The sequence below is a fragment of the Streptomyces sp. NPDC058291 genome (assembly GCF_042880855.1).
GTDB lineage: Bacteria > Actinomycetota > Actinomycetes > Streptomycetales > Streptomycetaceae > Streptomyces.
In genome coordinates, this window is sequence record NZ_JBHVYK010000071.1 from 1 (window position 1) to 22782 (window position 22782).

Below are 22782 nucleotides of genomic sequence, written 5' to 3' on the forward strand. Positions count from 1 at the left end.
CCCTACCCGCGTCCTGCGACGGCGACGTCAGCCCATGTGCGGGTACGTGTAGTCGGTCGGCGGGACCAGGGTCTCCTTGATGGCGCGGGTCAGGGTCCAGCGCGTCAGGTTCTGCGGGGCGCCGGCCTTGTCGTTGGTGCCGGAGGCGCGGCCGCCGCCGAAGGGCTGCTGACCGACGACGGCGCCGGTCGACTTGTCGTTGATGTAGAAGTTGCCGGCCGCGTAGCGCAGCTTCTCCATCGTGTACGCGGCCGCCGCGCGGTCGCCCGCGATGACCGAGCCCGTCAGCGCGTAGTCCGACACCGACTCCATCTGCGTCAGCATGGCGTCGTACTGGTCGTCCTCGTACACGTACACGGCGAGGAACGGGCCGAAGTACTCGGTCGTGAAGACCTCGTTCTCCGGGTCGGTGCACTCGACGACGGTCGGGCGGACGAAGTAGCCGACCGAGTCGTCGTAGGAGCCGCCGGCGACGATCGTGCACGTCGGATCCGCCTTGGCGCGGTCGATGGCGGCCTTGTTCTTGGCGAAGGACCGCTCGTCGATGACGGCGCCGACGAAGTGGGACAGGTCGGTGACGTCGCCCATCGTGAGCTGGTCGACCTCGGCCGCGAACTCCTCCTTGAAGCCCGAGTTCCAGATCGACGCCGGGATGTAGGCCCGCGAGGTCGCGCTGCACTTCTGGCCCTGGTACTCGAAGGCGCCCCGGGTGAGGGCCGTCTTCAGCACCGCGCGGTCGGCGCTCGGGTGGGCGACGACGAAGTCCTTTCCGCCGGTCTCGCCGACCAGGCGGGGGTAGGAGCGGTAGTTCTCGATGTTCGCCCCGACCGTCTTCCACAGGTACTGGAAGGTCTTGGTGGACCCCGTGAAGTGGATGCCGGCGAGGTCGCGGTGGGTCAGGGCGACCTCGGAGACCTCCAGGCCGTCGCCGGTGACGAGGTTGATGACGCCCTTGGGCAGACCGGCCTCCTCCAGCAACCGCATGAGCAGCACGGCGGCGTGCGTCTGCGTCGGGGACGGCTTCCACACGACCACGTTGCCCATCAGCGCGGGCGCGGTCGGCAGGTTGCCCGCGATCGCCGTGAAGTTGAACGGCGTGATCGCGTAGACGAAGCCCTCCAGCGGGCGGTGGTCGAGACGGTTCCAGACGCCCGGGGAGTTGGCCGGCGGCTGCTCGGCCAGGATCTGGCGGGCGTAGGCGACGTTGAAGCGCCAGAAGTCGACCAGCTCGCAGGGACAGTCGATCTCCGCCTGCTGGGCGGTCTTCGACTGGCCGAGCATGGTGGACGCGGCGAGCGTCTCGCGCCAGGGGCCGGCGAGCAGCTCGGCGGCGCGCAGGATGATCGCGGCGCGGTCGTCGAAGGACATCGCGCGCCAGGCGGGTGCGGCGGCGAGGGCCGCGTCGATCGCGTCCTGGGCGTCCCGCCGGGTGGCGTTGGCGTACGTGCCGAGGCGGGCCTTGTGGTTGTGCGGCTGCACGACGTCGAACCGCTCGCCGCCGCCCATCCGCCGCTCGCCGCCGATGGTGCAGGGCAGGTCGATCGGGTTGTCGGCGAGCTCCTTGAGCCTGGCCTCCAGCCGGGCGCGCTCCGGCGAGCCGGGGGCGTAGCCGTGCACCGGCTCGTTGACGGGGGTGGGGACCTGGGTTACCGCGTCCATGTCTTCCGTTACTCCTTCTGAGCGGGTGATGCGGGTGATGCGGGTGAGGTGCGGGCTCAGCCCGCTCAGTCTCGGGTGAGCATGCTGCGGACGAAGAACCGCAGGTTGGCGGGCTTCTCCGCGAGCCGGCGCATGAAGTAGCCGTACCAGTCGGTGCCGTAGGCGGTGTAGACGCGCATGCGGTGGCCCTCGGCGGCGAGCCGCAGGTGTTCGTCGCCCCGGATCCCGTACAGCATCTGGAACTCGTACTCGTCGGGCTTGCGGCCGGCCTTGCGGGCGAGTTCCTGCGCGATGGAGATCAGGCGGGGGTCGTGGGAGCCGATCATCGGATACCCGTCACCCTCCATCAGCGTGCGCAGGACCCGGACGTACGCCTTGTCGATCTCGTGCTTGTGCTGGTGGGCGACCTCGGCGGGCTCCTTGTAGGCGCCCTTGACGAGCCGCACCCGGCTGCCGCTCGCGGCGAGGCGGCGGGCATCGGCCTCGGTGCGGAAGAGGTAGGCCTGGATGACGCAGCCGGTCTGCGGGAAGTCCTTCCGCAGCTCCTCGTGGATGGCGAACATCGAGTCGAGGGTGGTGTGGTCCTCGGCGTCCAGGGTGACGGTGGTGCCGATGGCGGCCGCGGCCTCGACCACCGGGCGGACGTTGGCGAGGGCCAGCTCGTGGCCTCCGTCCAGCGCCTGGCCGAACATCGACAGCTTGACGGACATCTCCACCCGCTCGCCGAGCTCCAGCTCCCCGAGCCGGTCGACCAGCTCCAGGTAGGCGTCCCGGGCGGCGGCGGCCTGATCGGGGGTGGTGATGTCCTCGCCGACGACGTCCATCGTCAGCTCCAGCCCCCGGGCGACGTGCTCCTCGATGATCGGCACGATGTCGTCCACGGTCTCACCGGGGATGAAGCGGTCCACGACCTGCTTCGTCACCGGGGCCGCCGAGATCAGGCGACGCATCCGGTCGCTGCGCGACGCGGCGAGAATCACGGGACCCAGCACGGGGCACCTCCACATACGAACCCATACGAGGCCGATGCCGGACGATCCCGGAACGGCACGGAGAACCACCGTGAAACCTAAGGACCTCTCCGATCGTCGGCCATCGACAGCTGTCACGCATCCGTGCCGCGGATCTCAGACAGATGTATGAAGGGCGGGCGGAGATGGGGGACAATGCCGATGTGACAGCCGATGCCGCGTCCTCCTCCCACGCGGGTGACTACCAGGAGCTGGTCGACGAGATCTCGGAGCTGCTGGGCGCCCCCGCGACCCTGGAGAACCGCGACTTCGAGCTGATCGCGTTCGGGGCGTACGACAGCGACGACGAGCTGGACGCGTCCGCGCTGGACCCGGTGCGCACCCGCTCGATCCTGACCCGGCGCTCGACGACGGCGGTGCGCACCTGGTTCGAGGGCTTCGGCATCACCCGCGCCACCGGCCCGGTCCGCATCCCGCCGACCCCGGAGGCGGGCGTCTACCGGGGCCGCGTCTGCCTCCCGGTCCGGCACCGGGGAGTCGCCCTCGGCTACGTCTGGCTGCTGGACGACGACCCCGGCCCCACGGACGCGCAGCTGGCGGCCGCCATGGAGGTGACCGTGCGGATCGGCGCCCTGCTCGCGGACGAGGCCCAGCACGGCGCGGATCTCACCCGGGAACTGCGCGCGGTGCTCACCGCCGGGCGGGGCTGGCCCCGGGACATGGCGGTGGCGGAGTTGCGCACGGCGCTCGGCGCCCGCGCGGACGGCCCCCACACGGTGGTGTGCGTGGCCCCCTGGCCGTCCGCCGACCCGGACGAGGCGCCCTCGCTGCGCACCCTGCCCGGCGCGACGGCCCTGTGCACGGTGCCGTGGGCGACGGCCGGCCAGTGCCTGGCGGTGCTGGTGCGGCTGCGGTCCGCGGACGCCCTCACGCCGGCCACGTCCGCGGCGGCGCGTCTGCTGGAGCGGGCGGCGCAGGCGGCGGCGGGGGTGGCCGCCGGGCGGGTCGGGCTGGCCGAGCTCGGGGCGGCCTGGGAGGAGGCGTCGGCTTCGGCGCGGGCCGCGCTGGCGGAGCCGCGCCTCGGCCCGGTCGCGCGATGGGCGTCCGTCGGCCCCTATCGTCTGCTGACCGCGCTGCCGCCCGCCGCCGCCCAGGATCCCACCGTGCGGCCCTTGTTGGCGCCCGCCCACCAGGAACTCGCCCGCACCGCCGAGGTGTACCTCGACTGCGCGGGCCAGGCCGGGCGCACGGCAGCGGAGTTGGGCATCCACCGGCAGACCCTGTACTACCGGCTGTCGCGAGTGGAGCAGCTGACGGGCCTGGACCTGGACGACGGCGAGGACCGACTGCTGCTGCACATGACGCTGAAGGCGGCCCGGCTGCCGTGACCGGGCCCCCGGCCGACCGACCTGACCGGGCCCCCGGCCGCCCGGACCGCTCGCGACGGGCGGTTCAGTCGCGTGCGACGCCCGCGATCACCCGCCGCAGCCCCTCGGTGAGCTGCGTCGCGTCGGTCGCCGACGGTGGGTCGAAGAGCCACTGGACCATGAGCCCGTTCAGCAGGGTCTGGTAGAAGCGGCCCTCCGAGTCGACGGTCTCCTTGTCGAGTTCCTCCTCGGGGACGCCGGTGAACAGGGGCACGATCCCCGAGCGCCCCTCCTCCTGCGCCGCCGCGAGGAGGGTGCGCACCTCCTGCAACCGGTCCGCGTAGAGGATGACTTCGAGGCTCAGCATCCACACCGGCCGGGCCTCGGGCAGCGAACGGATGATGTTCGCCCAGACCTCCTGGAAGCGTTCCAGCGACCCCGGGGCCGACGTGCTCGTGCCGCCCGCGCCCCAGCCGGGGTCGAAACTGTCGCCGAGGCCCTCGATCAGGGCGACGTAGGCCCGCACCAGCAGGGCGTCCTTCGACCCGTAGTGGTAGCCGATCGACGCGAGGTTGGTCCCCGACTCCTTGACGACGTCGCGCGCCGTCGTGCGCACGAACCCCTTCTCCAGCAGGCAGCGCTTGGCGCCTTCGAGCAGATCCTCGCGGTGTCCCATGCCCGCCACCCTACCTCCGGTCCATACAGACGTCCTAGACAACTGACTTATACAGCCGTCCTAGACAATCGTTTAATACGCTCGTACAGTCACCGTCATGACGAACCCGACGAGCACCGCCACACCCCCGGCCGCTCGCGCCGGCCGCCGCGAATGGACCGCGCTCGGCGTGCTGATGCTGCCGCTGCTCCTGGTCTCCATGGACGTCTCCGTCCTCTACTTCGCCATCCCCGCGATCAACGCGGACCTCGAACCCAGCGGCGCCCAGCAGCTGTGGATCTTCGACGTCTACGCGTTCGTCTTGGCCGGTCTGCTGATGACGATGGGCTCGCTCGGCGACCGCGTCGGGCACCGCAGGCTGCTGCTGATCGGCGCGGCCGCCTTCGGCGCCGCCTCGCTGACCGCGGCCTACGCCGACAGCGCCGGGACGCTGATCGCCGCCCGCGCGGTGCTCGGCGTCGGCGGCGCGACCCTGATGCCCTCGACGATGGCCCTGATCCGCACGATGTTCACCGACCCCGGCCAGCGCGCGAAGGCGATCGGCCTGTGGTCCGGCGTCATGACGGGCGGCATCGCCCTCGGCTCGGTGATGAGCGGTGTCCTGGTCCAATACTTCTGGTGGGGCTCGGTCTTCCTGGTCAACCTGCCCGCGATGGTGCTGCTGCTGGCCCTCGGCCCGATCCTGCTGCCCGAGTCGCGCGACCCGGCCCCGGGCCGCTTCGACTGGCCGAGCGTCCCGCTGTCGACGGCCGCCGTGCTCCCCGTGGTCTACGGCCTGAAGGAGATCGCCGTGCAGGGCTGCCACACCGAGTACGTCGTCTCGATCGCCCTGGGGCTGCTCTTCGCCGCCCTGTTCGTCCACCGCCAGCGCACGGCCGCCGATCCGATGATCTCCCCCGCCCTGTTCCGCGGCCCCGGCTTCGGCCCCGCCGTCGCCCTGAACCTTCTCTCCTCGTTCGGGATGCTGGGCTCGGCGTTCTTCACCACGCAGTACCTGCAGTCGGTCCTCGGCAAAAGCGCGCTGGAGGCGGCGCTGTGGGCGCTGCTGCCCTCGGTGCCGATCGGCATGGCGGCGCCGCTGGCCACCTCCCTGGTCCAGAAGGGCGTCGACCGGGCCCACGTCGTGACGGCGGGCTTCGCGATCGGCGCGGCCGGCTACGGCCTGCTCGCCCTGGCCGGCACCGACTCCCTGTGGCTCGTCCTGAGCGCTTGCGGCATCCTCGCCTCCGGGATCGTCATGGTCATCTCCCAGATGACGGACCTGGCGATGGGCACGGCCCCGGCCGAGCGCGCCGGTTCGGCCTCCGCCCTGCTGGAGACGGGCGCGGAGTTCGGCGGCGCGCTGGGCATGGCGGTCCTCGGCTCCGTCGGCACCGCGATCTACCGCCACGAGATCCCGTCCTCGGCGCCGGCCCCGGCCCGCGAGACGCTCGGTGGCGCGCTGGCGGTCGCCGGCCGACTGCCCGGGCGCACGGGAGACGCCCTGGCGACGGCGGCCCGCGAGGCCTTCACCACCGGCATGCAGGGCGCGGCGATCACGGGAGCGGTGGTCCTCGCGGGGGCCGCGGTGGCGGCGACGGCCACGCTGCGCAGGACACGCGTCGGCGACAAGTAGCGGCACGGACGAAAACGCCGGACGGGCTGAGAGTCTCAGCCCGTCCGGCGTTCGAGGACGAGGCCCCGTCAGGGCCGAAGCGAGGGCCCGGGGGCGGCAGCCCCCAGACGCACGGCGAACCTCAGACCAGGTTCACGGCACGAGCCGACGTCGCGCCGATCTCCTCGGCGACCTCCGCCAGCACCGCGGGAGGCACCGTGTCGTCGACGGTCAGCACGGCCAGCGCCTCGCCGCCGGCGACGGCACGGGCGACCTGCATGCCGGCGATGTTGATGCCGGCCTCGCCGAAGACCTTGCCGACGGTGCCGACGACGCCCGGCCGGTCCTCGTAGCGCAGGACGACCATGTGGTCGGCGAGCGCGAGGTCGACGTCGTACTCGCCGACCGCGACGATCTTCTGCAGGTGCTTGGGACCGGCCAGCGTGCCGGAGACCGACACCTCCTCGCCGTCGGAGAGCGTGCCGCGCACCGTGACGACGTTGCGGTGGTCGGCCGACTCCGAGCTGGTCGTCAGCCGCACCTCGACCCCGCGCTCCTGCGCGAACAGCGGGGCGTTGACGTAGGACACCGTCTCGTCGACGACGTCCTCGAAGACGCCCTTGAGCGCGCTGAGCTCCAGCACCTTCACGTCGTGCTGGGTGATCTCGCCGTAGACCTCGACGTCGAGGCGGACCGCGACCTCGCCGGCCAGCGCGGTGAAGATCCGGCCGAGGCGCTCGGCGAGCGGCAGACCGGGCTTGACGTCCTCGGCGATGACGCCGCCCTGGACGTTCACGGCGTCGGGAACGAGCTCACCGGCGAGAGCGAGGCGCACCGACCGCGCGACCGCGATGCCGGCCTTCTCCTGCGCCTCGTCGGTGGACGCGCCGAGGTGCGGGGTCGCCACGACCTGGTCGAACTCGAACAGCGGGGAGTCCGTGCAGGGCTCCTTCGCGTACACGTCGAGACCGGCGCCGGCGACGCGGCCCTCCTTCAGCGCCGAGTACAGCGCCTCCTCGTCGACGATCCCGCCGCGCGCGGCGTTGACGATCCGCACGCTCGGCTTGACCTTGCGCAGCGCCTCGTCACCGATCAGACCGACCGTCTCGGGGGTCTTCGGCAGGTGGACGGTGATGAAGTCGGAGACCTCCAGCAGCTCGTCCAGCGACAGCACCTTCACGCCCATCTGCGCGGCGCGCGCGGGCTGCACGTACGGGTCGTAGGCGACGACCTTCATGCCGAAGCCGGACATGCGCTGGGCGACGAGAGCGCCGATGCGGCCGAGGCCGACGACGCCGAGGGTCTTCTCGGCGAGCTCCACGCCCGTGTACTTGCTCCGCTTCCACTCGCCGTTCTTCAGCGCGGCGTTGGCCTGCGGGATGTGCCGGGCGGTGGCGAGCAGCAGACCGCAGGCCAGCTCGGCGGCGGTCACGATGTTCGAGGTGGGGGCGTTGACGACCATCACGCCGGCCTTGGTGGCGGCGGAGACGTCGACGTTGTCCAGGCCGACGCCGGCTCGTGCGACGACCTTCAGCTTGTGCGCGGCGGCGATCGCCTCGGCGTCCACCTTGGTGGCCGAGCGGATCAGGATCGCGTCGACGTCGGCGATGGCCGGGAGCAGTTCGGCTCGGTCCGCTCCGTTGCAGTGCCGAATCTCGAAGTCCGGGCCGAGCGCGTCCACGGTCGCGGGCGACAGCTCTTCGGCGATGAGTACGACAGGTTTCGAGCTCACGTCAGTCCTCACAAGTCTGGGGGCGCCTCCCATGCCCTCAATGGCTATGGGGGAGCGTGCGGACGGCCGTCCCGACGGCCGCAGGCGGAGGGAGGGGCTAGCCGCGTGGAAGACGCACGACGCTGTGGGCCTGAACGCGTATGTAGGCAGCAGTGTAGTGCCGCGACGGAGGTCGCCTCATGCCTCCGCGGAAGGATCACCCGTCCGTGGCCGGACGGAATGGACAAGAGGCCGGAGCAGCGCGCTCCGGCCTCTGTCCGCGAGGCCTACGCCTCTTCGTCGACCCAGCTCATCAGCTTGCGGAGCTGCTTGCCGGTGGTCTCCAGCAGGTGCTCGGAGTCCGCGTCCTTGTACTCGTTGTACTTCTTCAGACCGCCGTGGTACTCGTCCATCCAGTTCCGGGCGAAGGTGCCGTCCTGGATCTCGGCGAGGACCTGCTTCATCTCGGCCTTGGTGGCGTCGGTGATGATGCGCGGGCCGGTGACGTAGTCGCCCCACTCGGCGGTCTCGGAGACGCTCCAGCGCATCTTCTCCAGGCCGCCCTCGTACATGAGGTCCACGATCAGCTTCAGCTCGTGCAGGCACTCGAAGTAGGCGATCTCCGGCTGGTAGCCGGCCTCGACCAGGGTCTCGAAGCCCGCCTTGACCAGCGCCGAGGTGCCACCGCACAGCACGGCCTGCTCGCCGAACAGGTCGGTCTCGGTCTCCTCGGTGAACGTCGTCTTGATGACGCCCGCGCGGGTGCCGCCGATGCCCTTGGCGTAGGACAGGGCCAGCGCGAAGGCGTTGCCCGTGGCGTCCTGCTCGACCGCGGCGATCGCGGGGACGCCGCGGCCCTCCTCGTACTGGCGGCGGACCAGGTGGCCCGGGCCCTTCGGGGCGACCAGGGCGACGTCGACGCCGGCCGGGGCCTTGATGAAGCCGAAGCGCACGTTGAAGCCGTGGGCGAAGAACAGCGCGTCGCCGTCCTTCAGGTTCGGGGCGATGGACTCCTCGTAGACCTGGGCCTGGATCGGGTCCGGGATGAGGATCATGATGACGTCGGCCTCGGCGGCGGCCTCGGCCGGGGTCACCACGCGCAGGCCCTGCTCCTCGGCCTTGGCCTTGGACTTGGAGCCCTCGTGCAGACCGACCCGGACGTCGACACCGGAGTCACGCAGCGACAGGGCGTGGGCGTGGCCCTGGCTGCCGTAGCCGATGACCGCGACCTTGCGGCCCTGGATGATGGACAGGTCGGCGTCGGCGTCGTAGAACAGCTCGGCCACTTTGGGTTCTCTCCTTGGGTGCAGGTGTTGCGTCCCACCGTATGACGGCGGGCGGAAGGGAAGTCTCGGGGTCTCGGTATACGGGCGGCCGGATGACGCCGACCGCCCGTTCCGTGTCTCAGGCCGACCGGTCGAGGGAGCGCAGCGACCGGTCCGTGATCGAACGGGCCCCGCGGCCGATCGCGATCGTTCCGGACTGGACCAGTTCCTTGATGCCGTACGGTTCCAGCATCTTGAGCATGGCGGACAGTTTGTCGCTGCCGCCGGTGGCCTCGATGGTCACGGCCTCCGGGGAGACGTCGACCGTCTTGGCGCGGAACAGCTGGACGATCTCGACGATCTGGGAGCGCGTCTCGTTGTCGGAGCGCACCTTCACCAGAACGAGTTCGCGGTGAACGGCCTGGGCCGGCTCCAGCTCGACGATCTTGAGCACCTCGACCAGCTTGTTGAGCTGCTTGGTGACCTGCTCCAGAGGGAGGGCGTCGACGCTCACCACGATCGTGATGCGGGAGATGTCGGCGTGCTCGGTGACGCCGACGGCGAGCGAGTCGATGTTGAAACCGCGGCGCGAGAACAGGGCGGCGATCCGGGCCAGGATGCCCGGCTTGTTCTCCACCAGGACGGAGAGCGTGTGCTTGGACATTTCTCTTTCGTCTCTCTCGCTCAGTCGTCTTCGTTGTCGCCGAAGTCGGGGCGGACGTCCCGGGCGGCCAGGATCTCGTCGTTGGAGGTGCCGGCGGCGACCATCGGCCACACCATCGCGTCCTCGTGGACGATGAAGTCGACGACGACCGGGCGGTCGTTGACCGAGTTCGCCTCCGCGATGACCTTGTCGAGGTCGTCCGGGGACTCGCAGCGGATCGCGTAGCAGCCCATGGCCTCCGACAGCTTCACGAAGTCCGGGACCCGCGTGCCCCTGGCGTCCGGGTTGACGTCGTTCGGGCCGGAGTGCAGCACGGTGTTGGAGTAGCGCTGGTTGTAGAACAGGGTCTGCCACTGGCGGACCATCCCGAGGGCGCCGTTGTTGATGATGGCGACCTTGATCGGGATGTTGTTCAGGGCGCAGGTGGTGAGTTCCTGGTTGGTCATCTGGAAGCAGCCGTCGCCGTCGATCGCCCAGACCGTCTGGCCCGGGGCGCCGGCCTTGGCGCCCATCGCGGCCGGGACCGCGTAGCCCATCGTGCCCGCGCCGCCGGAGTTCAGCCAGGTGGCGGGCTTCTCGTACTGGATGAAGTGGGCGGCCCACATCTGGTGCTGACCGACGCCCGCGGCGAAGATCGTGTCCTCCGGGGCGAGTTGCCCGATGCGCTCGATGACCTGCTGCGGGGAGAGCGAGCCGTCGGAGGGCTGGTCGTAGCCGAGCGGGTAGGTCTCGCGCCAGCGGCTGAGGTCCTTCCACCAGGCGGTGTAGTCGCCCTGGTGCCCCTCGCTGTGCTCTTTCTGGACGGCCTGGACGAGGTCGGCGATGACCTCGCGCGCGTCGCCCACGATCGGGACGTCGGCGGTGCGGTTCTTGCCGATCTCCGCCGGGTCGATGTCCGCGTGGACGATCTTGGCGTACGGCGCGAAGCTGTCCAGCTTGCCGGTGACGCGGTCGTCGAAGCGGGCGCCGAGGGCGACGATCAGGTCGGCCTTCTGCAGTCCGGTGACGGCGGCCACGGAGCCGTGCATGCCGGGCATGCCCAGGTGCAGCGGGTGGCTGTCGGGGAACGCGCCCAGCGCCATCAGCGTGGTGGTGACGGGCGCGCCGGTCAGCTCCGCGAGGACCTTCAGCTCGGCGGTGGCGCCGGCCTTGAGGACGCCGCCGCCGACGTACAGCACCGGCCGCTTTGCGGCGGTGATCAGCTTCGCGGCCTCGCGGATCTGCTTGGCGTGCGGCTTGGTCACCGGGCGGTAGCCGGGCAGGTCCATGACGGGCGGCCAGGAGAACGTGGTCCTCGCCTGGAGGGCGTCCTTGGCGATGTCGACCAGGACCGGGCCCGGGCGGCCGGTGGAGGCGATGTGGAACGCCTGCGCGATGGTCCGCGGGATGTCCTCGGCCTTGGTGACCAGGAAGTTGTGCTTGGTGATCGGCATGGTGATGCCGACGATGTCCGCCTCCTGGAAGGCGTCCGTGCCGATCGCCTTGGAGGCCACCTGCCCGGTGATCGCCACGAGCGGCACCGAGTCCATGTGGGCGTCGGCGATCGGGGTCACCAGGTTGGTGGCGCCGGGCCCGGAGGTGGCCATGCAGACGCCGACCCGGCCGGTGGCCTGGGCGTAGCCGGTGGCGGCGTGGCCCGCGCCCTGCTCGTGCCGGACCAGGACGTGACGGACCCGCGTGGAGTCCATCAGCGGGTCGTAGGCGGGAAGGATCGCACCGCCGGGAATGCCGAATACCGTGTCGGCGCCGACCTCCTCGAGAGAACGGATGAGGGACTGCGCACCCGTCACGTGCTCGACGGACGCGGAGTGCTGTCCTCCGGATCGGGGCCGCGGCTGCGGATGGGCCCCGGTGGCCTGCTCGGTCATCGGCATTCTCTTCTCGATGCTGAGGGTTTTACTGAGGGTCGTGCGGGTCGTTGCGGTCCTGCTGCGGGCGGGGCCCGCGGGTTTTGTGCAACAAAAAACCCCTCGTGCCAAAAGGCAAGCGAGGGGAGCGCGCCGGGTGTGGGTCGCGGTGCTGTCCGGTTCGCCCGGACGTCACCAGCTTCAGCCGACGCGCTTTCCAAGTACGAGAATTCGGGTGCGCATGGCAATGACCCTCCCCCTGGCGCGCACCGACTGTCAAGTGGGTGGGACGGGAGTCTCATTATGTGAGCGAAGGGCGCTTGCGCTCCCCAGCACGGCTGTGACACCGCCGGCGACGACACCACCGGTGTGGGCACCACCGGCGTACACCCCCGCGCCCCCGCCCGCGAACGCCGGTTCGGCGGGCCCGTGCGGCACCGGGAAGCGGCCGGTCGCCAGGGCCCGGCGCAGCCGGTACTCGTCCAGCGGGCCGCAGAACGCCATGCCCTGGCCGTGGGTGCAGCCCATCGCGCGCAGGGCGACGGCCTGCTCGGGCAGGTCCACGCCGTCGGCGACCGACTGCAGCCCCAGATCACCGGCGATCCGCAGCAGCCCACTGGTGATCTTGTGCAGCCGCGCGGACTCGACGACACCCTCGACCAGCGAGCGGTCCAGTTTGAGGATGTCGACGGGGAGCCGGCGCAACGCCGTGAGGGCCGCGTAGCCGCTGCCGAAGCCGTCCAGGGCGATGCGGACGCCGAGGCGCTTCAAGGCCCCCAGACGGCGCTCCAGCTCGTCCAGCGGCACCCTGGGGTCGGTGTCGGAGAGCTCGACCACCAGCGAACCGGACGGCAGCCCGTGCCGGGTCAGCAGCGCCTCGACCGAGCCCAGCGGCAGCGAACGGTCCGTCAGCCGCCGGGCGCCCACCCGCACGACGACCGGCAGGGTCAGTCCGCTCGCGATCCGGTCGGCGGCCTGCTCGACGGACTCCTCCAGCACCCAGCGGCCCAGCTCGGCCGTCTTGTCACCGTCCTCCGCGACCCGCAGGAACTCGGCGGGCGTGAAGAGCACCCCCTGCGAGGAACGCCAGCGGGCCTGCGCGGCCACCGACGTGATCCGGCCGTCGTCCAGCCGCACCACGGGCTGGTGCAGCAGCGCGAACTCGCCCTCGTGCAGCGCGGTGCGCAGCCGAGTGGCCAGCTCCGCCTTGCGGACGACGTCCTGCTGCATCTGCGGCTTGTAGAGCTCGACGCGGCCCTTGCCGCCGGCCTTGGCGCGGTACATGGCCAGGTCGGCGTTGCGCAGCAGCTCACCGGTGCCGAGGCCGGGTTCGGCGAAGGCGACGCCGATGGACGCGGCGACCCTGACCTCCCGGCCGTCGATGAGGTACGGCTGGGAGAGCGTGAGCCGCAGGCGGTCGGCGAGTTCCCGTATGTGCCGTTCGCGGGCGGCCCGGTCGCGGGTGCCGTCACCGACGATCAGGGCCGCGAACTCGTCGCCGCCCAGCCGGGAGGCGGTGTCTCCCTTGCGGACCGCGTCCTGGAGCCTGCGGGCGGCCTGGACCAGGAGTTCGTCCCCGGCCGCGTGGCCGATGGTGTCGTTGACGGCCTTGAACCCGTCGAGGTCGATGAAGAGGACCGCCGTGCCCCGCAGGGCCGGACCCCGGTCGGAGCTGCGCCGGCCGGACAGGGCCTGCTGCACCCGCCGGGTGAACAGGGCGCGGTTGGGGAGGTCGGTGAGCGGGTCGTGCTCGGCGTTGTGCTGGAGCTGGGCCTGCAGACGCACGCGCTCGGTGACGTCCCGGCTGTTGAAGATCAGGCCGCCGTGGTGGCGGTTGACGGTCGACTCGACGTTCAGCCAGCCGCCGTCGCCGGAGCGGAACCGGCACTCGATGCGGGTGGTGGGCTCGTCCTGGGGGCTGGCGGCGAGGAAGCGGCGCACCTCGTGCACCACGGAGCCCAGGTCCCCGGGGTGGATGAGATCGGCCAGCTCGGTGCCCACCAGGTCCTCGGCGGGCCGGCCGTAGACCCCGGCGGCGGCCGGGGAGACGTAACGCAGGACGCCGCTGGGGGCGGCGATCATGATGACGTCGCTGGAGCCCTGCACCAGGGAGCGGAAGTGGTTCTCCTTCTGCGCCAGTTCCTGGGTGAGGGTGATGTTGTCGAGCAGCATGATCCCCTGGCGCACCACCAGGGCCAGCACGACCGTGCCGCCGGTCAGCAGCACCACGCGGTCGACGCTGCGGCCGTTGAGGACGTTGTAGAGGATCCCCAGCGTGCAGACGGCGGCGGCGAGATAGGGCGTGAGCGCGGCCAGGGAGCCGGTGATGGGCCGGGTGACCGGGAACCGGCCCGGGTCGCCGCCCTGGGACGGTGTCTGGGCCTGCGGGCGCCCCGGCCCCTGCGCCGCCGGGGGCTGCTGCACGGGACCCGGCGCGCGCCCGGGTGCGGGCGGGCGCCCGCCGGCGCGCTGGCCGGGCAGATGTTCCAGCACCACGCGCGTGTGCCCCTCCTCCGCGGCGGCCTGCTGCCGGGAGGCGGCCCAGGGCGCGTAGGCCAGGAGCAGCGAACCGGCGAACCAGCCCGCGTCGAGAAGCTGGCCCGAGCGGTAGTTGTTGTGCAGCAGCGGCGAGGTGAACAGCGCGTCGCACATCACGGTCAGCCCGAGCGCGCCGACGGCCGTGTTGACCGCGGTGCGGTTCACCGGCGTGCGCCGGAAGTGCAGCACCAGCACCATGCTCACCAGGGCGATGTCCAGCAGCGGGTACGCCAGCGACAGCGCCGCGTGCGCCACGCTCGGCCCGTCGAACCGGGCGGCCTGGGCGAGCGCGAGGCTCCAGGAGAGGGTGAGCAGCGAGCCGGCGATCAGCCAGGCGTCCAGCGCCAGACAGACCCAGCCGGCCTTCGTCATGGGGCGGGCGGCGAGCACCAGCAGCCCCACGATGGCCGGGGGCGCGAAGCACAGGAAGAACAGGTCGGCCAAGCTCGGGCTGGGCACGGCACGGCCCAGGACCACCTCGTACCAGCCCCAGACCAGGTTGCCCAGGGCCGCCATCGCCGAGGAGAGCGAGAACAGCAGCCAGGCGGATCGAAAGCGGACGCGGCGGGTGCGTGCGTAGAGGAGGCACGAGACGGCGGCCGCGCCGGCCGCGCCGGTCAGCCCGAAGTCGCCCATGATCAGCGCGAGTCGGTCGGAGCCCCAGCCGAGCGCCGAGCCGAGGGCGTATCCCGCGCAGACCACGGCCAGCAGGAGTTGGTGGGCCACGTGGTATCGGGGGCCGCGGGCGGACGGCGGCGCGAGGCGGGGGCTCCCGGTCGGGGGCTGCGTGCGCAGCGCTCCGTCGAGGAGGGGCGCGGAGGTCGACGGCGACATCACCGCGTCCTCCCGCTCCGCGTCGCTCCCGGGTCCCGCGGGCCCCGGGGCGTCGGCTTCGTCTGCCTCCTGCGGCCGCCGCACCCCTGAGGGGGAGGACCGTGGGGAGGGCGGTGATGAGTGCGGTGACCGTGCCCGCGCGTGGCCGAGCGCCAGGGTCGCCGCCGACGGCTCCGCCGCGTCGGATCGTTCGTCCATAGGCCGTGCATCGCCCGTCGCCCCCCTCACAAGTCTGCAATGTCCATCCCTGACGCCGATCGTGCGCGGCGCAGCCCCTGTCGGGACGATACACCAGTCTCGTCACTCAGGGACATAGGCCCTCTACGCTGCGTGACGATCATCGGCATATGCGCCCGAATGAGGTACAGAACGCGTCCGTGGGACTGCGGAGCGTGCGCGAACCGGGGCGGAGGACTGCCGGGGCGGTCAGGACCCGTCCGCCGGTCCCGTCGTGAGGATCACGTTGCGCAGCGGTTCGCGGTTCACGAAGCGGCCCAACTGGTCCGCCACGAGCCGCTGGGCGCGGGGCAGGAAGGCGGAGGTGGGTCCGCCGACGTGCGGGCTGATGAGGACGCCCGGCGCGGACCACAACGGGTGCCCCGCGGGCAGGGGTTCGGGGTCGGTGACGTCCAGGGCGGCGGTGAGGCGGCCGCTCCGCAGCTCGGCGAGCAGCGCCCCGGTGTCGACGACCGCGCCGCGGGCCACGTTGACCAGCAGCGCGCCGTCCTTCATCCGGGCCAGGAAGCCGGCGTCGACCAGACCGCGCGTGCTGTCGTCCAGAGGCGTGGAGACGATGACCACGTCCGCCTCGGGCAGCAGGGCGGGCAGTTCGGCGATCGGGTGCACGGGGCCGCGCGCCGTCGTGCGCCAGGAGCGCGCGACGCGCGCCACCCGCGCCACCTCGAAGGGCACGAGCCGGTCCTCGATGGCGGAGCCGATGGAGCCGTACCCGACGACGAGGACGTTCTTGTCGGCGAGCGCGGGATGGAACGCGCTCTGCCAGCGCTCCGCGTCCTGCGCGCGCACGAACTCGGGGATTCCCCGCAGCGCGGCCAGGGTCAGGGTGAGCGCCAGCTCGGCGGTGCTCGCCTCGTGCACCCCGCGCGCGTTGCACAGCCGCACCCCGGGCACGAGGTCCGCCAGCCGCGACGTGATGTCGTCGACGCCGGCGGTGAGGGTCTGCACGACCTGGAGGTTGCGCATCTCCCGCAGCGGACGCACCTTCACCTGCTGCCGTTTCAGGTACGGCACCACGTACACGGCGCAGCGCGCGGGATCCCCGGGGAACGGCTGGTCGCCTGCTTCTCCGCCGTCCCAGAAGAGGTAGTCGAGTCCGTCCGGAAGCCCGTCGATCTCGTCGGGCGGGATGGGCAGCCATACGTCGAGTGCCAGGTCAGCGGTCATGCCAGGAGGCTATGTCAGGTGCGCGTCGGCTCAGCGGTTAGGTTGGAGTCCGGCGAGGGAGGGTCACGAGCAGGTGGAGCGCAGGACGATCGGCGCGGGGGCGCTCGAGGTGGGGGCCGTGGGGCTCGGGTGCATGCCGATGAGCTGGGCGTACAGCGGGTCGCGGCAGCGGGGCGACGAGTCGCTCAGGGCGGTGCGCCGGGCGCTGGACACGGGTTCGTCCCTGCTGGACACCGCCGACATGTACGGCCCCTTCACCAACGAGCTGTTGCTGGGCCGGGCGTTGAGGGAGCGGCGCGCCGACGCGTTCGTGTCGACGAAGGTGGGTCTGCTCGTCGGTGAGCAGCACATCGTCGCCAACGGCCGCCCCGGGTACGTGCGACGGGCCTGCGACGCGTCCCTGCGGCGCCTGCAGACGGACGTCATCGACCTGTACCAGCTGCACCGCGCCGACCCCGAGGTGCCGGTCGAGGAGACCTGGGGCGCGATGGCGGAACTGGTGCGGGCGGGCAAGGTGAGGGCGCTGGGGTGGTGCGCGGTGGGGGCGCGCGGCGGACGCCGCTCGGGCGGGCTGTACGACGGAACGATTCGCCAGTTGCGGCGCGTCCAACAGGTCTTCCCGGTGAGCGCGGTGGAGGCGGAGCTGTCGGTGTGGTCGCCCGAGGCGCTGGAGACGCTGCTGCCGTGGTGCGAGGCGCGCGGCGTCGGCTTCCTGGCGGCGATGCCGCTCGGCAACGGCTTCCTGACCGGCACGCTGAAACCCGGTCAGGGCTTCGAACCGGACGACATGCGGGCCCGTCATCCCCGGTTCACCGCCGAGATGATGGCCGCGAACCAGCCGATCGTCGCCGGTCTGCGCCGGATCGCGGCCCGGCACGGCGAGGCGGTGACGGCGGCGCAGGTGGCGCTGGCCTGGGTGCTGGCGCAGGGCCGGCACGTCGTCCCGGTGCCGGGCGCCAAGCGGGAACGGTGGGTGACCGAGAACGCGGCGGCGGCCACGCTGCGCCTGACGCCGCAGGACCTGACGGAGGTGGCGCAGCTCCCGGCGGCGCGGGGATCGTGGGAATGAGGGCCACGCAAGGGTGGCGTCGGCGCGGATCGGGAACCCGGGAGACGTCAGCCGCGTAGGACAAGGCGTAGGACGAGTGGAGCCTGCCGAGGGAACCGCCGTGCCGAAGGGACCATGATCGTGGGACGTCGAGCTGTGTCGGCCCTGGTGGCCGCGAGTGCCCTGCTGGCGACCGCCGGCTGTTCCTCCGGCGCCGGAGGATCGCCGGGCGTCTCCGCCAGCGCCTCGCCGGGGCGCACGAGCGCGCAGGCCTCCCCGTCCGCCGAGCGGACGCCGCCCGCGAAGGGCACGGTGACGGTGGTGCGCACGGTCGCGGAGGACCTGAACAGCCCCTGGGGCCTGGCTCCCCTTCCCGAGGGCGGTCTGCTGGTGTCCTCGCGCGACGAGGGGACGATCACCCGGGTGGACGAGAAGACGGGCGCGAAGACGGAGCTCGGCGAGGTGCCCGGCGTCTCCGCCGCCGGCGAGGGCGGCCTGCTGGGTCTCGCCCTCTCCCCCGACTACGCCTCGGACCGCATGATTTACGCGTACGTCACCACGGCCTCGGACAACCGCGTGGTCCGCATGCTCTACGACGCGAAGCGGCCGTCCGGGGACCAGCTGGGGGCGCCCGACACGATCTTCAAGGGCATTCCCAAGGGCATGATCCACAACGGCGGCCGGATCGCGTTCGGCCCCGACGGGATGCTGTACGTCGGCACCGGCGAGAACGGCGACCGGGGGCTGGCCCAGGACAGGAAGTCCCTGGGCGGCAAGATCCTGCGCCTGACCCCGGAGGGCGAACCCGCCGCCGGCGACCCCTTCCCCGGCTCGCCGGTGTACTCGTACGGGCACCGCAACGTGCAGGGCCTGGCCTGGGACGCCGAGCAGCGCCTGTTCGCCTCGGAGTTCGGCCAGGACACCTGGGACGAGCTGAACGCGATCGCGCCGGGCGGGAACTACGGCTGGCCGACGGCGGAGGGCAAAAGCGCGGACGCGAAGTTCCGTGACCCGATAGCCCAGTGGCACACCGACGACGCCTCCCCCAGCGGCATCGCCTACGCCGAGGGCTCGATCTGGATGGCCGGTCTCAAGGGACAGCGCCTGTGGCGCATCCCCCTCAGCGACACGGCGGCCTCGGCGGCCCCGCAGGCCTTCCTCAAGGGGGAGTACGGCCGGCTGCGCACGGTGGTGTCGGCGGGCGGGGACAGGCTGTGGGTCACGACCAGCGACACGGACGGCCGCGGCTCGCCGAAGCAGGGGGACGACCGGATCCTGGAGCTGCGGGTGAGCTGAGCGCCGTCACCCGCCTTCCGCCGCGGGCTCCTCCCCCGCGGCGTCCTGTCCGCGGGGCTGTTCCGCCCCGGCCTCGGTCTCCTGGGGCTCCGGCTCCGGCTCCGGAGCCGGTTCCGGAGCCGGTTCCGGTTCGGCCGCCCGGACCACGACCTTTCCGGAGGCGAGGTCTATCGGCCCGTGCCCGGGATCGGCGTCGCCGACGTCCTCCCGTGTCAGCTCCAGCCGGTTCTGCTCGTCCCTGGTGTGCTTGCGGCCCGGTGCGAAGAGTTCCTCGAAGGGGTTGAACATCGTCCTCCTCTGCCGTGCCGGGCCACTGCCGTGCCGGGGCACTGCCGTGCGGGGCAGCGGTCGTGCGGGGCAGCGGTCGTGCGGGGCAGCGGTCGTCGGTCGTGCGGGGCAGCGGTCGTCGGCGGGGGTCCTCCTCGATCAGCGACCGATCGACGGTCGCCACCTGGCGGCCGCACCCATTATCGCGCCGTCACCCGGTCCTCGGCCTGCGGCGGGAACAGCTCCAGCCGGTGGGCCACCGCCGCCGCCTCGCCCCGGCCCGACACATCGAGCTTGGACAGGATGTTCGAGACGTGGACGCTCGCCGTCTTGGGCGAGATGAACAGCTTCTGCGCGATCTGGCGGTTGGTGCGGCCCTCGGCCACCAGCCGCAGGACGTCCCGTTCCCGGCTGGTCAGGCCGAGGGCGGCGAGCGGATCGGCGGGCGGGGCGCAGACGTCCGTCCGGTCCGCGGCGGGGACCGGGGACAGCCGGGCGCGTCGGCCGAGCAGGGCGACGGCCTCGGCGAGGGGGCGGGCGCCGAGGTGGGCGGCGACCGCGTGGGCCAGCCGCAGCAGCTCGGCGGCCCGGTCGCGGTCGCCGTCGCCGCCGGTGGAGAGCAGGGCCTCGGCCAGGCGGAGCCGCACGCGGGCGAGGTCGTAGGGGCGTTCCAGGCGCTCGAAGGCGGTGACGACCTCGCACCAGTCGTCCGGGTCGGTGCAGCCCTCGGCGCGTCGGAGTTCGGCGCGGACCCACTGGTCGTGGGCCTGCCAGACGGGCGCGATCGTGACGAGCCTCTTCGCGGCGGCGCGAATGCGGGCCAGGAGGTCGGCGCGGCCGGCGTCGGCGGCGGGCAGCGCCCGGGCGTCGCCCTCGGCGGAGGCCGCGGCGAGCAGCAGGGGCCAGGCGTCGCGCTGGGCGCCCGGCGGGAAGCCCCGGTCGAGGACGGGCGCGACGTGGGCGCGGGCGTCCAGCGGGCGGCCCCGGGCGGCGGCGAGCCGGACGGCGAGGCGGGTCAGCGGCAGGTGGTGCTGCGGGGCGTGGTCATGGGCGGCGAAGAAGTTCCGCGCGGCCGCGAGCCGGCTCTCCGCCTCGGCGAGGTCGCCGCGGGCGAGCGCGAGTTCGGCGCGCAGAGTGGCATGGACGCCCCGGATCACCACGCCCTGGCCCACCCGGCCGGCGGCGGCGCAGGCGCGGGCGGCCTCGTCCCAGCGGCCGAGGGAGAGGAGGGACTCGGCGAGGTTGCCCCACACCCAGGCCTCCGTGTCGGACTGGCCGTGCCGCCGGGCGAGGTCGAGGCCCTTCTCCAGCATCGGGACCGCCTCCCGGGAGCGGCCGACCGCCTCCAGCTCGGAGGGGAGGTTGACGTAGGCGTTCAGGGCGACGGAGGGGGCGCCCTCGGCGAGAGCCCGCTCCTTGACCTCGTTCAGCTCGGCGAGTCCGGCCTCGATGTGCCCGGCGTGCACCATGAGGACGCCGAGGACCTGGCGGGCGTCGAGCTCGGTCTCGCGCGAGCCGATCATGCGGGCGTACTCCACGGCCCGCTCGGCGGCCTCGTACGCCTCGGGGCCGGGGGCGTGGATCATGAACCAGTTGGCGAGGTGGATGAGCACCTCGGCGTGCACCTCGCTGGGCGGCAGACCGCGCACCAGTTCCTCGGCGGTGGCGAGTTCCTCGCGGCCGCTGCCCCGGCCCAGGGAGCGGACCAGCCGTGAGCGCTGCACCCAGAACCAGGCGGCGCGCTGGGGATCCTCGGGGCGGGAGGGACGTCGAGAGCCGGGGGGACGGTCGTCGCCGTCCTCGTCCAGCAGGCGCAGCGCCCGCTTGGCGATCTGCAGGGAGCGTTCGCGTTCCCCGCAGTAGCGGCCGGCGACGGTGGCCTCGGCCATGAGGTCGAGGTAGCGCAGCGGGACGGCGGCGGGGGCAGGGCCGTTGGAGGTCCCCTCGCGCCGGCCGGGCAGGGGGCGGGGGTACGCCGGGGTGTAGTCGGCGGGGCTCAGCGCGCCCCGCACGTCCTGCGGGGCGGATTCCCACAGTTCCATCGCCCTTTCCAGGAGCCGCAGTTGCTCGCTGTAGGCGCGCCGGGAGCGGGCCTCGACGGAGGCGTCGAGGACGGCGGGCAGCGCCTTGGCCGGGTCGTGGGCGTGGTACCAGTAGCTGGCCAGCCGCATGACGCGCTCGTCGGCGGGGACGAGCGTCGGGCCGGCCTCCAGGGCTTCGGCGTAGCGGCGGTTGAGGCGGGCGCGTTCGCCGGGGAGGAGGTCGTCGCTGACGGCCTCGCGGACCAGGGAGTGGCGGAAACGGTAGCCGTCGCCGTCGGGGGTGGTGAGCAGGAGGTTGGCGTTCACGGCGGCGCGCAGTGCCTCGATGAGGTCGTCCTCGGCGAGCCGGGCGACGGCGTCCAGCAGCCGGTACTCGACGGTGGAGCCGCCCTCGGCCACGATCCGGGCGACGTGCTGGGCGCTCTCGGGCAGCGCCTCGACGCGGACGAGCAGCAGGTCGCGCAGGGAGTCGGTGAGGCCGGTGCAGCAGCCCTCGTGGGCGGCGACGGCCAGTTCCTCGACGAAGAAGGCGTTGCCGTCGGAGCGTTCGAAGATGTCGTCGACCTGGGCCGGGTCGGGTTCCTGGGCGATGATGCCGGCGATCTGGCGGCAGACCTCGTCGCGGGTGAGACGGGCCAGTTCGAGGCGGCGGACGGTGCGCAGCCGGTCGAGTTCGGCGAGCAACGGGCGCAGCGGGTGGCGGCGGTGGATGTCGTCGGCGCGGTAGGTGGCGAGGACGACGAGGCGGCCGGTGCGCAGGGTGCGCAGCAGGTAGGACAGGAGGTGGCGGGTGGAGGCGTCGGCCCAGTGCAGGTCCTCCAGGACGAGGACGACCGTGTGCTCGGCGGCGACGCGCTCCAGGAGGCGGGCGGTGAGTTCGAAGAGACGGGCCATGCCCTCCTCGTCGTGCCGTCCGGTTCTTGTCTGCCCCAACTCCGGCAGCAGCCGGGCGAGTTCCTCCTCCTGGCCGGCCGCGCAGGCGGCCAGTTCGGCGGGCAGGGCGCGGCGCAGGGCGCGCAGGGCGGTGGAGAACGGGGCGAAGGGCAGTCCGTCGGCGCCGATCTCGACACAGCCGCCGAGGGCGACGACGGCGCCTCGGCGGCCGGCGGCCGTGGCGAACTCCTCGACCAGCCGGGTCTTGCCGACGCCGGCTTCGCCGCCGATCAGCAACGCCTGTGGCTCTCCCGCTGCGGCGCGGGAGAGCGCGTCGTCGAGGGTGTCCAACTCGTCGGCGCGGCCGACGAAGACGGGGCTGACGGACCTGGTCTGCACGGGGGCGAGCATGGCACGCGGGAACGGGGAGGGCCCAGCGGATATCGCCGGGCCCTCGCCGGCGGAGCGGCCGACCCCCGTGCGGCCGCCCCGCGCGTCGGTGTTCACGCCGGTCGGGGGAATCCGAACCGGCGCGGACGGCGGGTATGGGATTCGCTCTCGGCGTCGCCGTCCGACCGCTGGGCGGCGCGTGCCGCGGCTTCGCGGCGGGCGGCCCGGGCGCCGCGGACGGCCTCGTGGGCCAGCCGCTCGTCCGCGGCCCGGCGGCGGAGCTCGGTGGAACGGGCCTGGTGGAGCTCGTACTCGTACATGGTGGACGTCCCCTGA

General features: G+C 72.5%; 16 protein-coding genes. 4 read left to right on the forward strand and 12 right to left on the reverse strand.

All coding sequences use genetic code 11. From position 1 onward, the window contains the following. Positions 1–27: 27 nt before the first annotated feature. Together pruA and ACFVYK_RS28520 are read right to left on the reverse strand one after the other, a co-directional pair. On the reverse strand, positions 28–1659 hold the full coding sequence (gene pruA / locus ACFVYK_RS28515) for an L-glutamate gamma-semialdehyde dehydrogenase (protein ID WP_389778970.1): 1632 nt from the start codon (positions 1657–1659) through the stop codon (positions 28–30). A 65-nt stretch (positions 1660–1724) separates the two neighbouring features. Next, positions 1725–2651, reverse strand: coding sequence for a proline dehydrogenase family protein (locus ACFVYK_RS28520; protein ID WP_389778972.1), 927 nt, complete (start codon positions 2649–2651; stop codon positions 1725–1727). A gap of 164 nt (positions 2652–2815) precedes the next feature. Between ACFVYK_RS28520 and ACFVYK_RS28525 the strand changes: the two genes are divergently transcribed. Further along, positions 2816–4018, forward strand: coding sequence for a PucR family transcriptional regulator (locus tag ACFVYK_RS28525; protein ID WP_389778974.1), 1203 nt, complete (start codon positions 2816–2818; stop codon positions 4016–4018). 64 nt (positions 4019–4082) lie between these two features. Here ACFVYK_RS28525 and ACFVYK_RS28530 read toward each other — a convergent pair whose 3' ends face one another. Beyond that, the gene (locus ACFVYK_RS28530) at positions 4083–4673 is read right to left on the reverse strand and encodes a TetR/AcrR family transcriptional regulator (protein ID WP_389778976.1); all 591 of its coding nucleotides are present in this window, start codon (positions 4671–4673) and stop codon (positions 4083–4085) included. A gap of 97 nt (positions 4674–4770) precedes the next feature. On the opposite strand from ACFVYK_RS28530, the gene ACFVYK_RS28535 reads away from it, so the two are divergent. Next, the gene (locus tag ACFVYK_RS28535; protein WP_389778978.1) at positions 4771–6288 is read left to right on the forward strand and encodes an MFS transporter; all 1518 of its coding nucleotides are present in this window, start codon (positions 4771–4773) and stop codon (positions 6286–6288) included. A gap of 121 nt (positions 6289–6409) precedes the next feature. Here ACFVYK_RS28535 and serA read toward each other — a convergent pair whose 3' ends face one another. The 6 genes from serA to ACFVYK_RS28565 all read right to left on the reverse strand — a co-directional run bounded on the left by serA (position 6410) and on the right by ACFVYK_RS28565 (position 16530). Beyond that, complete coding sequence (gene serA, locus ACFVYK_RS28540; RefSeq protein WP_389778980.1) at positions 6410–7999, reverse strand: phosphoglycerate dehydrogenase; 1590 nt, start codon at positions 7997–7999, stop codon at positions 6410–6412. Between the two features lie 266 nt (positions 8000–8265). After that, a complete protein-coding gene (gene ilvC, locus ACFVYK_RS28545; RefSeq protein ID WP_389778982.1) occupies positions 8266–9264 on the reverse strand; it encodes a ketol-acid reductoisomerase in 999 nt (332 codons plus the stop codon). A 118-nt stretch (positions 9265–9382) separates the two neighbouring features. After that, positions 9383–9907 carry an acetolactate synthase small subunit gene (ilvN, locus tag ACFVYK_RS28550; RefSeq protein ID WP_389778984.1) on the reverse strand — a complete coding sequence of 175 codons (525 nt, stop codon included), beginning with the start codon at positions 9905–9907 and terminating at the stop codon, positions 9383–9385. 20 nt (positions 9908–9927) lie between these two features. After that, positions 9928–11775: an acetolactate synthase large subunit gene (locus ACFVYK_RS28555; RefSeq protein WP_389778986.1), complete on the reverse strand. Its 1848-nt coding sequence runs from the start codon at positions 11773–11775 to the stop codon at positions 9928–9930. Between the two features lie 255 nt (positions 11776–12030). Then, positions 12031–15126 (reverse strand): putative bifunctional diguanylate cyclase/phosphodiesterase, encoded by a 3096-nt coding sequence (locus ACFVYK_RS28560; RefSeq protein ID WP_389778988.1) that lies wholly within the window; start codon positions 15124–15126, stop codon positions 12031–12033. Between the two features lie 426 nt (positions 15127–15552). Beyond that, on the reverse strand, positions 15553–16530 hold the full coding sequence (locus ACFVYK_RS28565) for a 2-hydroxyacid dehydrogenase (RefSeq protein ID WP_389778990.1): 978 nt from the start codon (positions 16528–16530) through the stop codon (positions 15553–15555). Positions 16531–16603: 73 nt separating this feature from the next. Between ACFVYK_RS28565 and ACFVYK_RS28570 the strand changes: the two genes are divergently transcribed. Beyond that, positions 16604–17599, forward strand: coding sequence for an aldo/keto reductase (locus ACFVYK_RS28570; RefSeq protein ID WP_389778991.1), 996 nt, complete (start codon positions 16604–16606; stop codon positions 17597–17599). Positions 17600–17713: 114 nt separating this feature from the next. Further along, complete coding sequence (locus ACFVYK_RS28575; protein ID WP_389778993.1) at positions 17714–18874, forward strand: PQQ-dependent sugar dehydrogenase; 1161 nt, start codon at positions 17714–17716, stop codon at positions 18872–18874. Between the two features lie 6 nt (positions 18875–18880). Here the strand turns inward: ACFVYK_RS28575 and ACFVYK_RS28580 are convergent, their stop codons facing one another. The 3 genes from ACFVYK_RS28580 to ACFVYK_RS28590 all read right to left on the reverse strand — a co-directional run bounded on the left by ACFVYK_RS28580 (position 18881) and on the right by ACFVYK_RS28590 (position 22766). Continuing rightward, positions 18881–19162: a DUF6191 domain-containing protein gene (locus ACFVYK_RS28580; protein WP_389778995.1), complete on the reverse strand. Its 282-nt coding sequence runs from the start codon at positions 19160–19162 to the stop codon at positions 18881–18883. A gap of 179 nt (positions 19163–19341) precedes the next feature. After that, positions 19342–22467 (reverse strand): AAA family ATPase, encoded by a 3126-nt coding sequence (locus ACFVYK_RS28585; RefSeq protein ID WP_389778997.1) that lies wholly within the window; start codon positions 22465–22467, stop codon positions 19342–19344. 92 nt (positions 22468–22559) lie between these two features. After that, positions 22560–22766, reverse strand: coding sequence for a hypothetical protein (locus tag ACFVYK_RS28590; RefSeq protein ID WP_389778999.1), 207 nt, complete (start codon positions 22764–22766; stop codon positions 22560–22562). Positions 22767–22782 lie beyond the last annotated feature (16 nt).

Coding starts and splice junctions, on each gene's coding strand:
- pruA (WP_389778970.1), bottom strand. CDS start 1,659: ATGGACGCGGTAACCCAGGTCCCCACCCCCGTCAACGAGCCGGTGCAC.
- ACFVYK_RS28525 (WP_389778974.1), top strand. CDS start 2,816: ATGGGGGACAATGCCGATGTGACAGCCGATGCCGCGTCCTCCTCCCAC.
- ACFVYK_RS28530 (WP_389778976.1), bottom strand. CDS start 4,673: ATGGGACACCGCGAGGATCTGCTCGAAGGCGCCAAGCGCTGCCTGCTG.
- ACFVYK_RS28535 (WP_389778978.1), top strand. CDS start 4,771: ATGACGAACCCGACGAGCACCGCCACACCCCCGGCCGCTCGCGCCGGC.
- ilvN (WP_389778984.1), bottom strand. CDS start 9,907: ATGTCCAAGCACACGCTCTCCGTCCTGGTGGAGAACAAGCCGGGCATC.
- ACFVYK_RS28555 (WP_389778986.1), bottom strand. CDS start 11,775: ATGACCGAGCAGGCCACCGGGGCCCATCCGCAGCCGCGGCCCCGATCC.
- ACFVYK_RS28560 (WP_389778988.1), bottom strand. CDS start 15,126: ATGTCGCCGTCGACCTCCGCGCCCCTCCTCGACGGAGCGCTGCGCACG.
- ACFVYK_RS28565 (WP_389778990.1), bottom strand. CDS start 16,530: ATGACCGCTGACCTGGCACTCGACGTATGGCTGCCCATCCCGCCCGAC.
- ACFVYK_RS28575 (WP_389778993.1), top strand. CDS start 17,714: ATGATCGTGGGACGTCGAGCTGTGTCGGCCCTGGTGGCCGCGAGTGCC.
- ACFVYK_RS28580 (WP_389778995.1), bottom strand. CDS start 19,162: ATGTTCAACCCCTTCGAGGAACTCTTCGCACCGGGCCGCAAGCACACC.
- ACFVYK_RS28585 (WP_389778997.1), bottom strand. CDS start 22,467: ATGCTCGCCCCCGTGCAGACCAGGTCCGTCAGCCCCGTCTTCGTCGGC.
- ACFVYK_RS28590 (WP_389778999.1), bottom strand. CDS start 22,766: ATGTACGAGTACGAGCTCCACCAGGCCCGTTCCACCGAGCTCCGCCGC.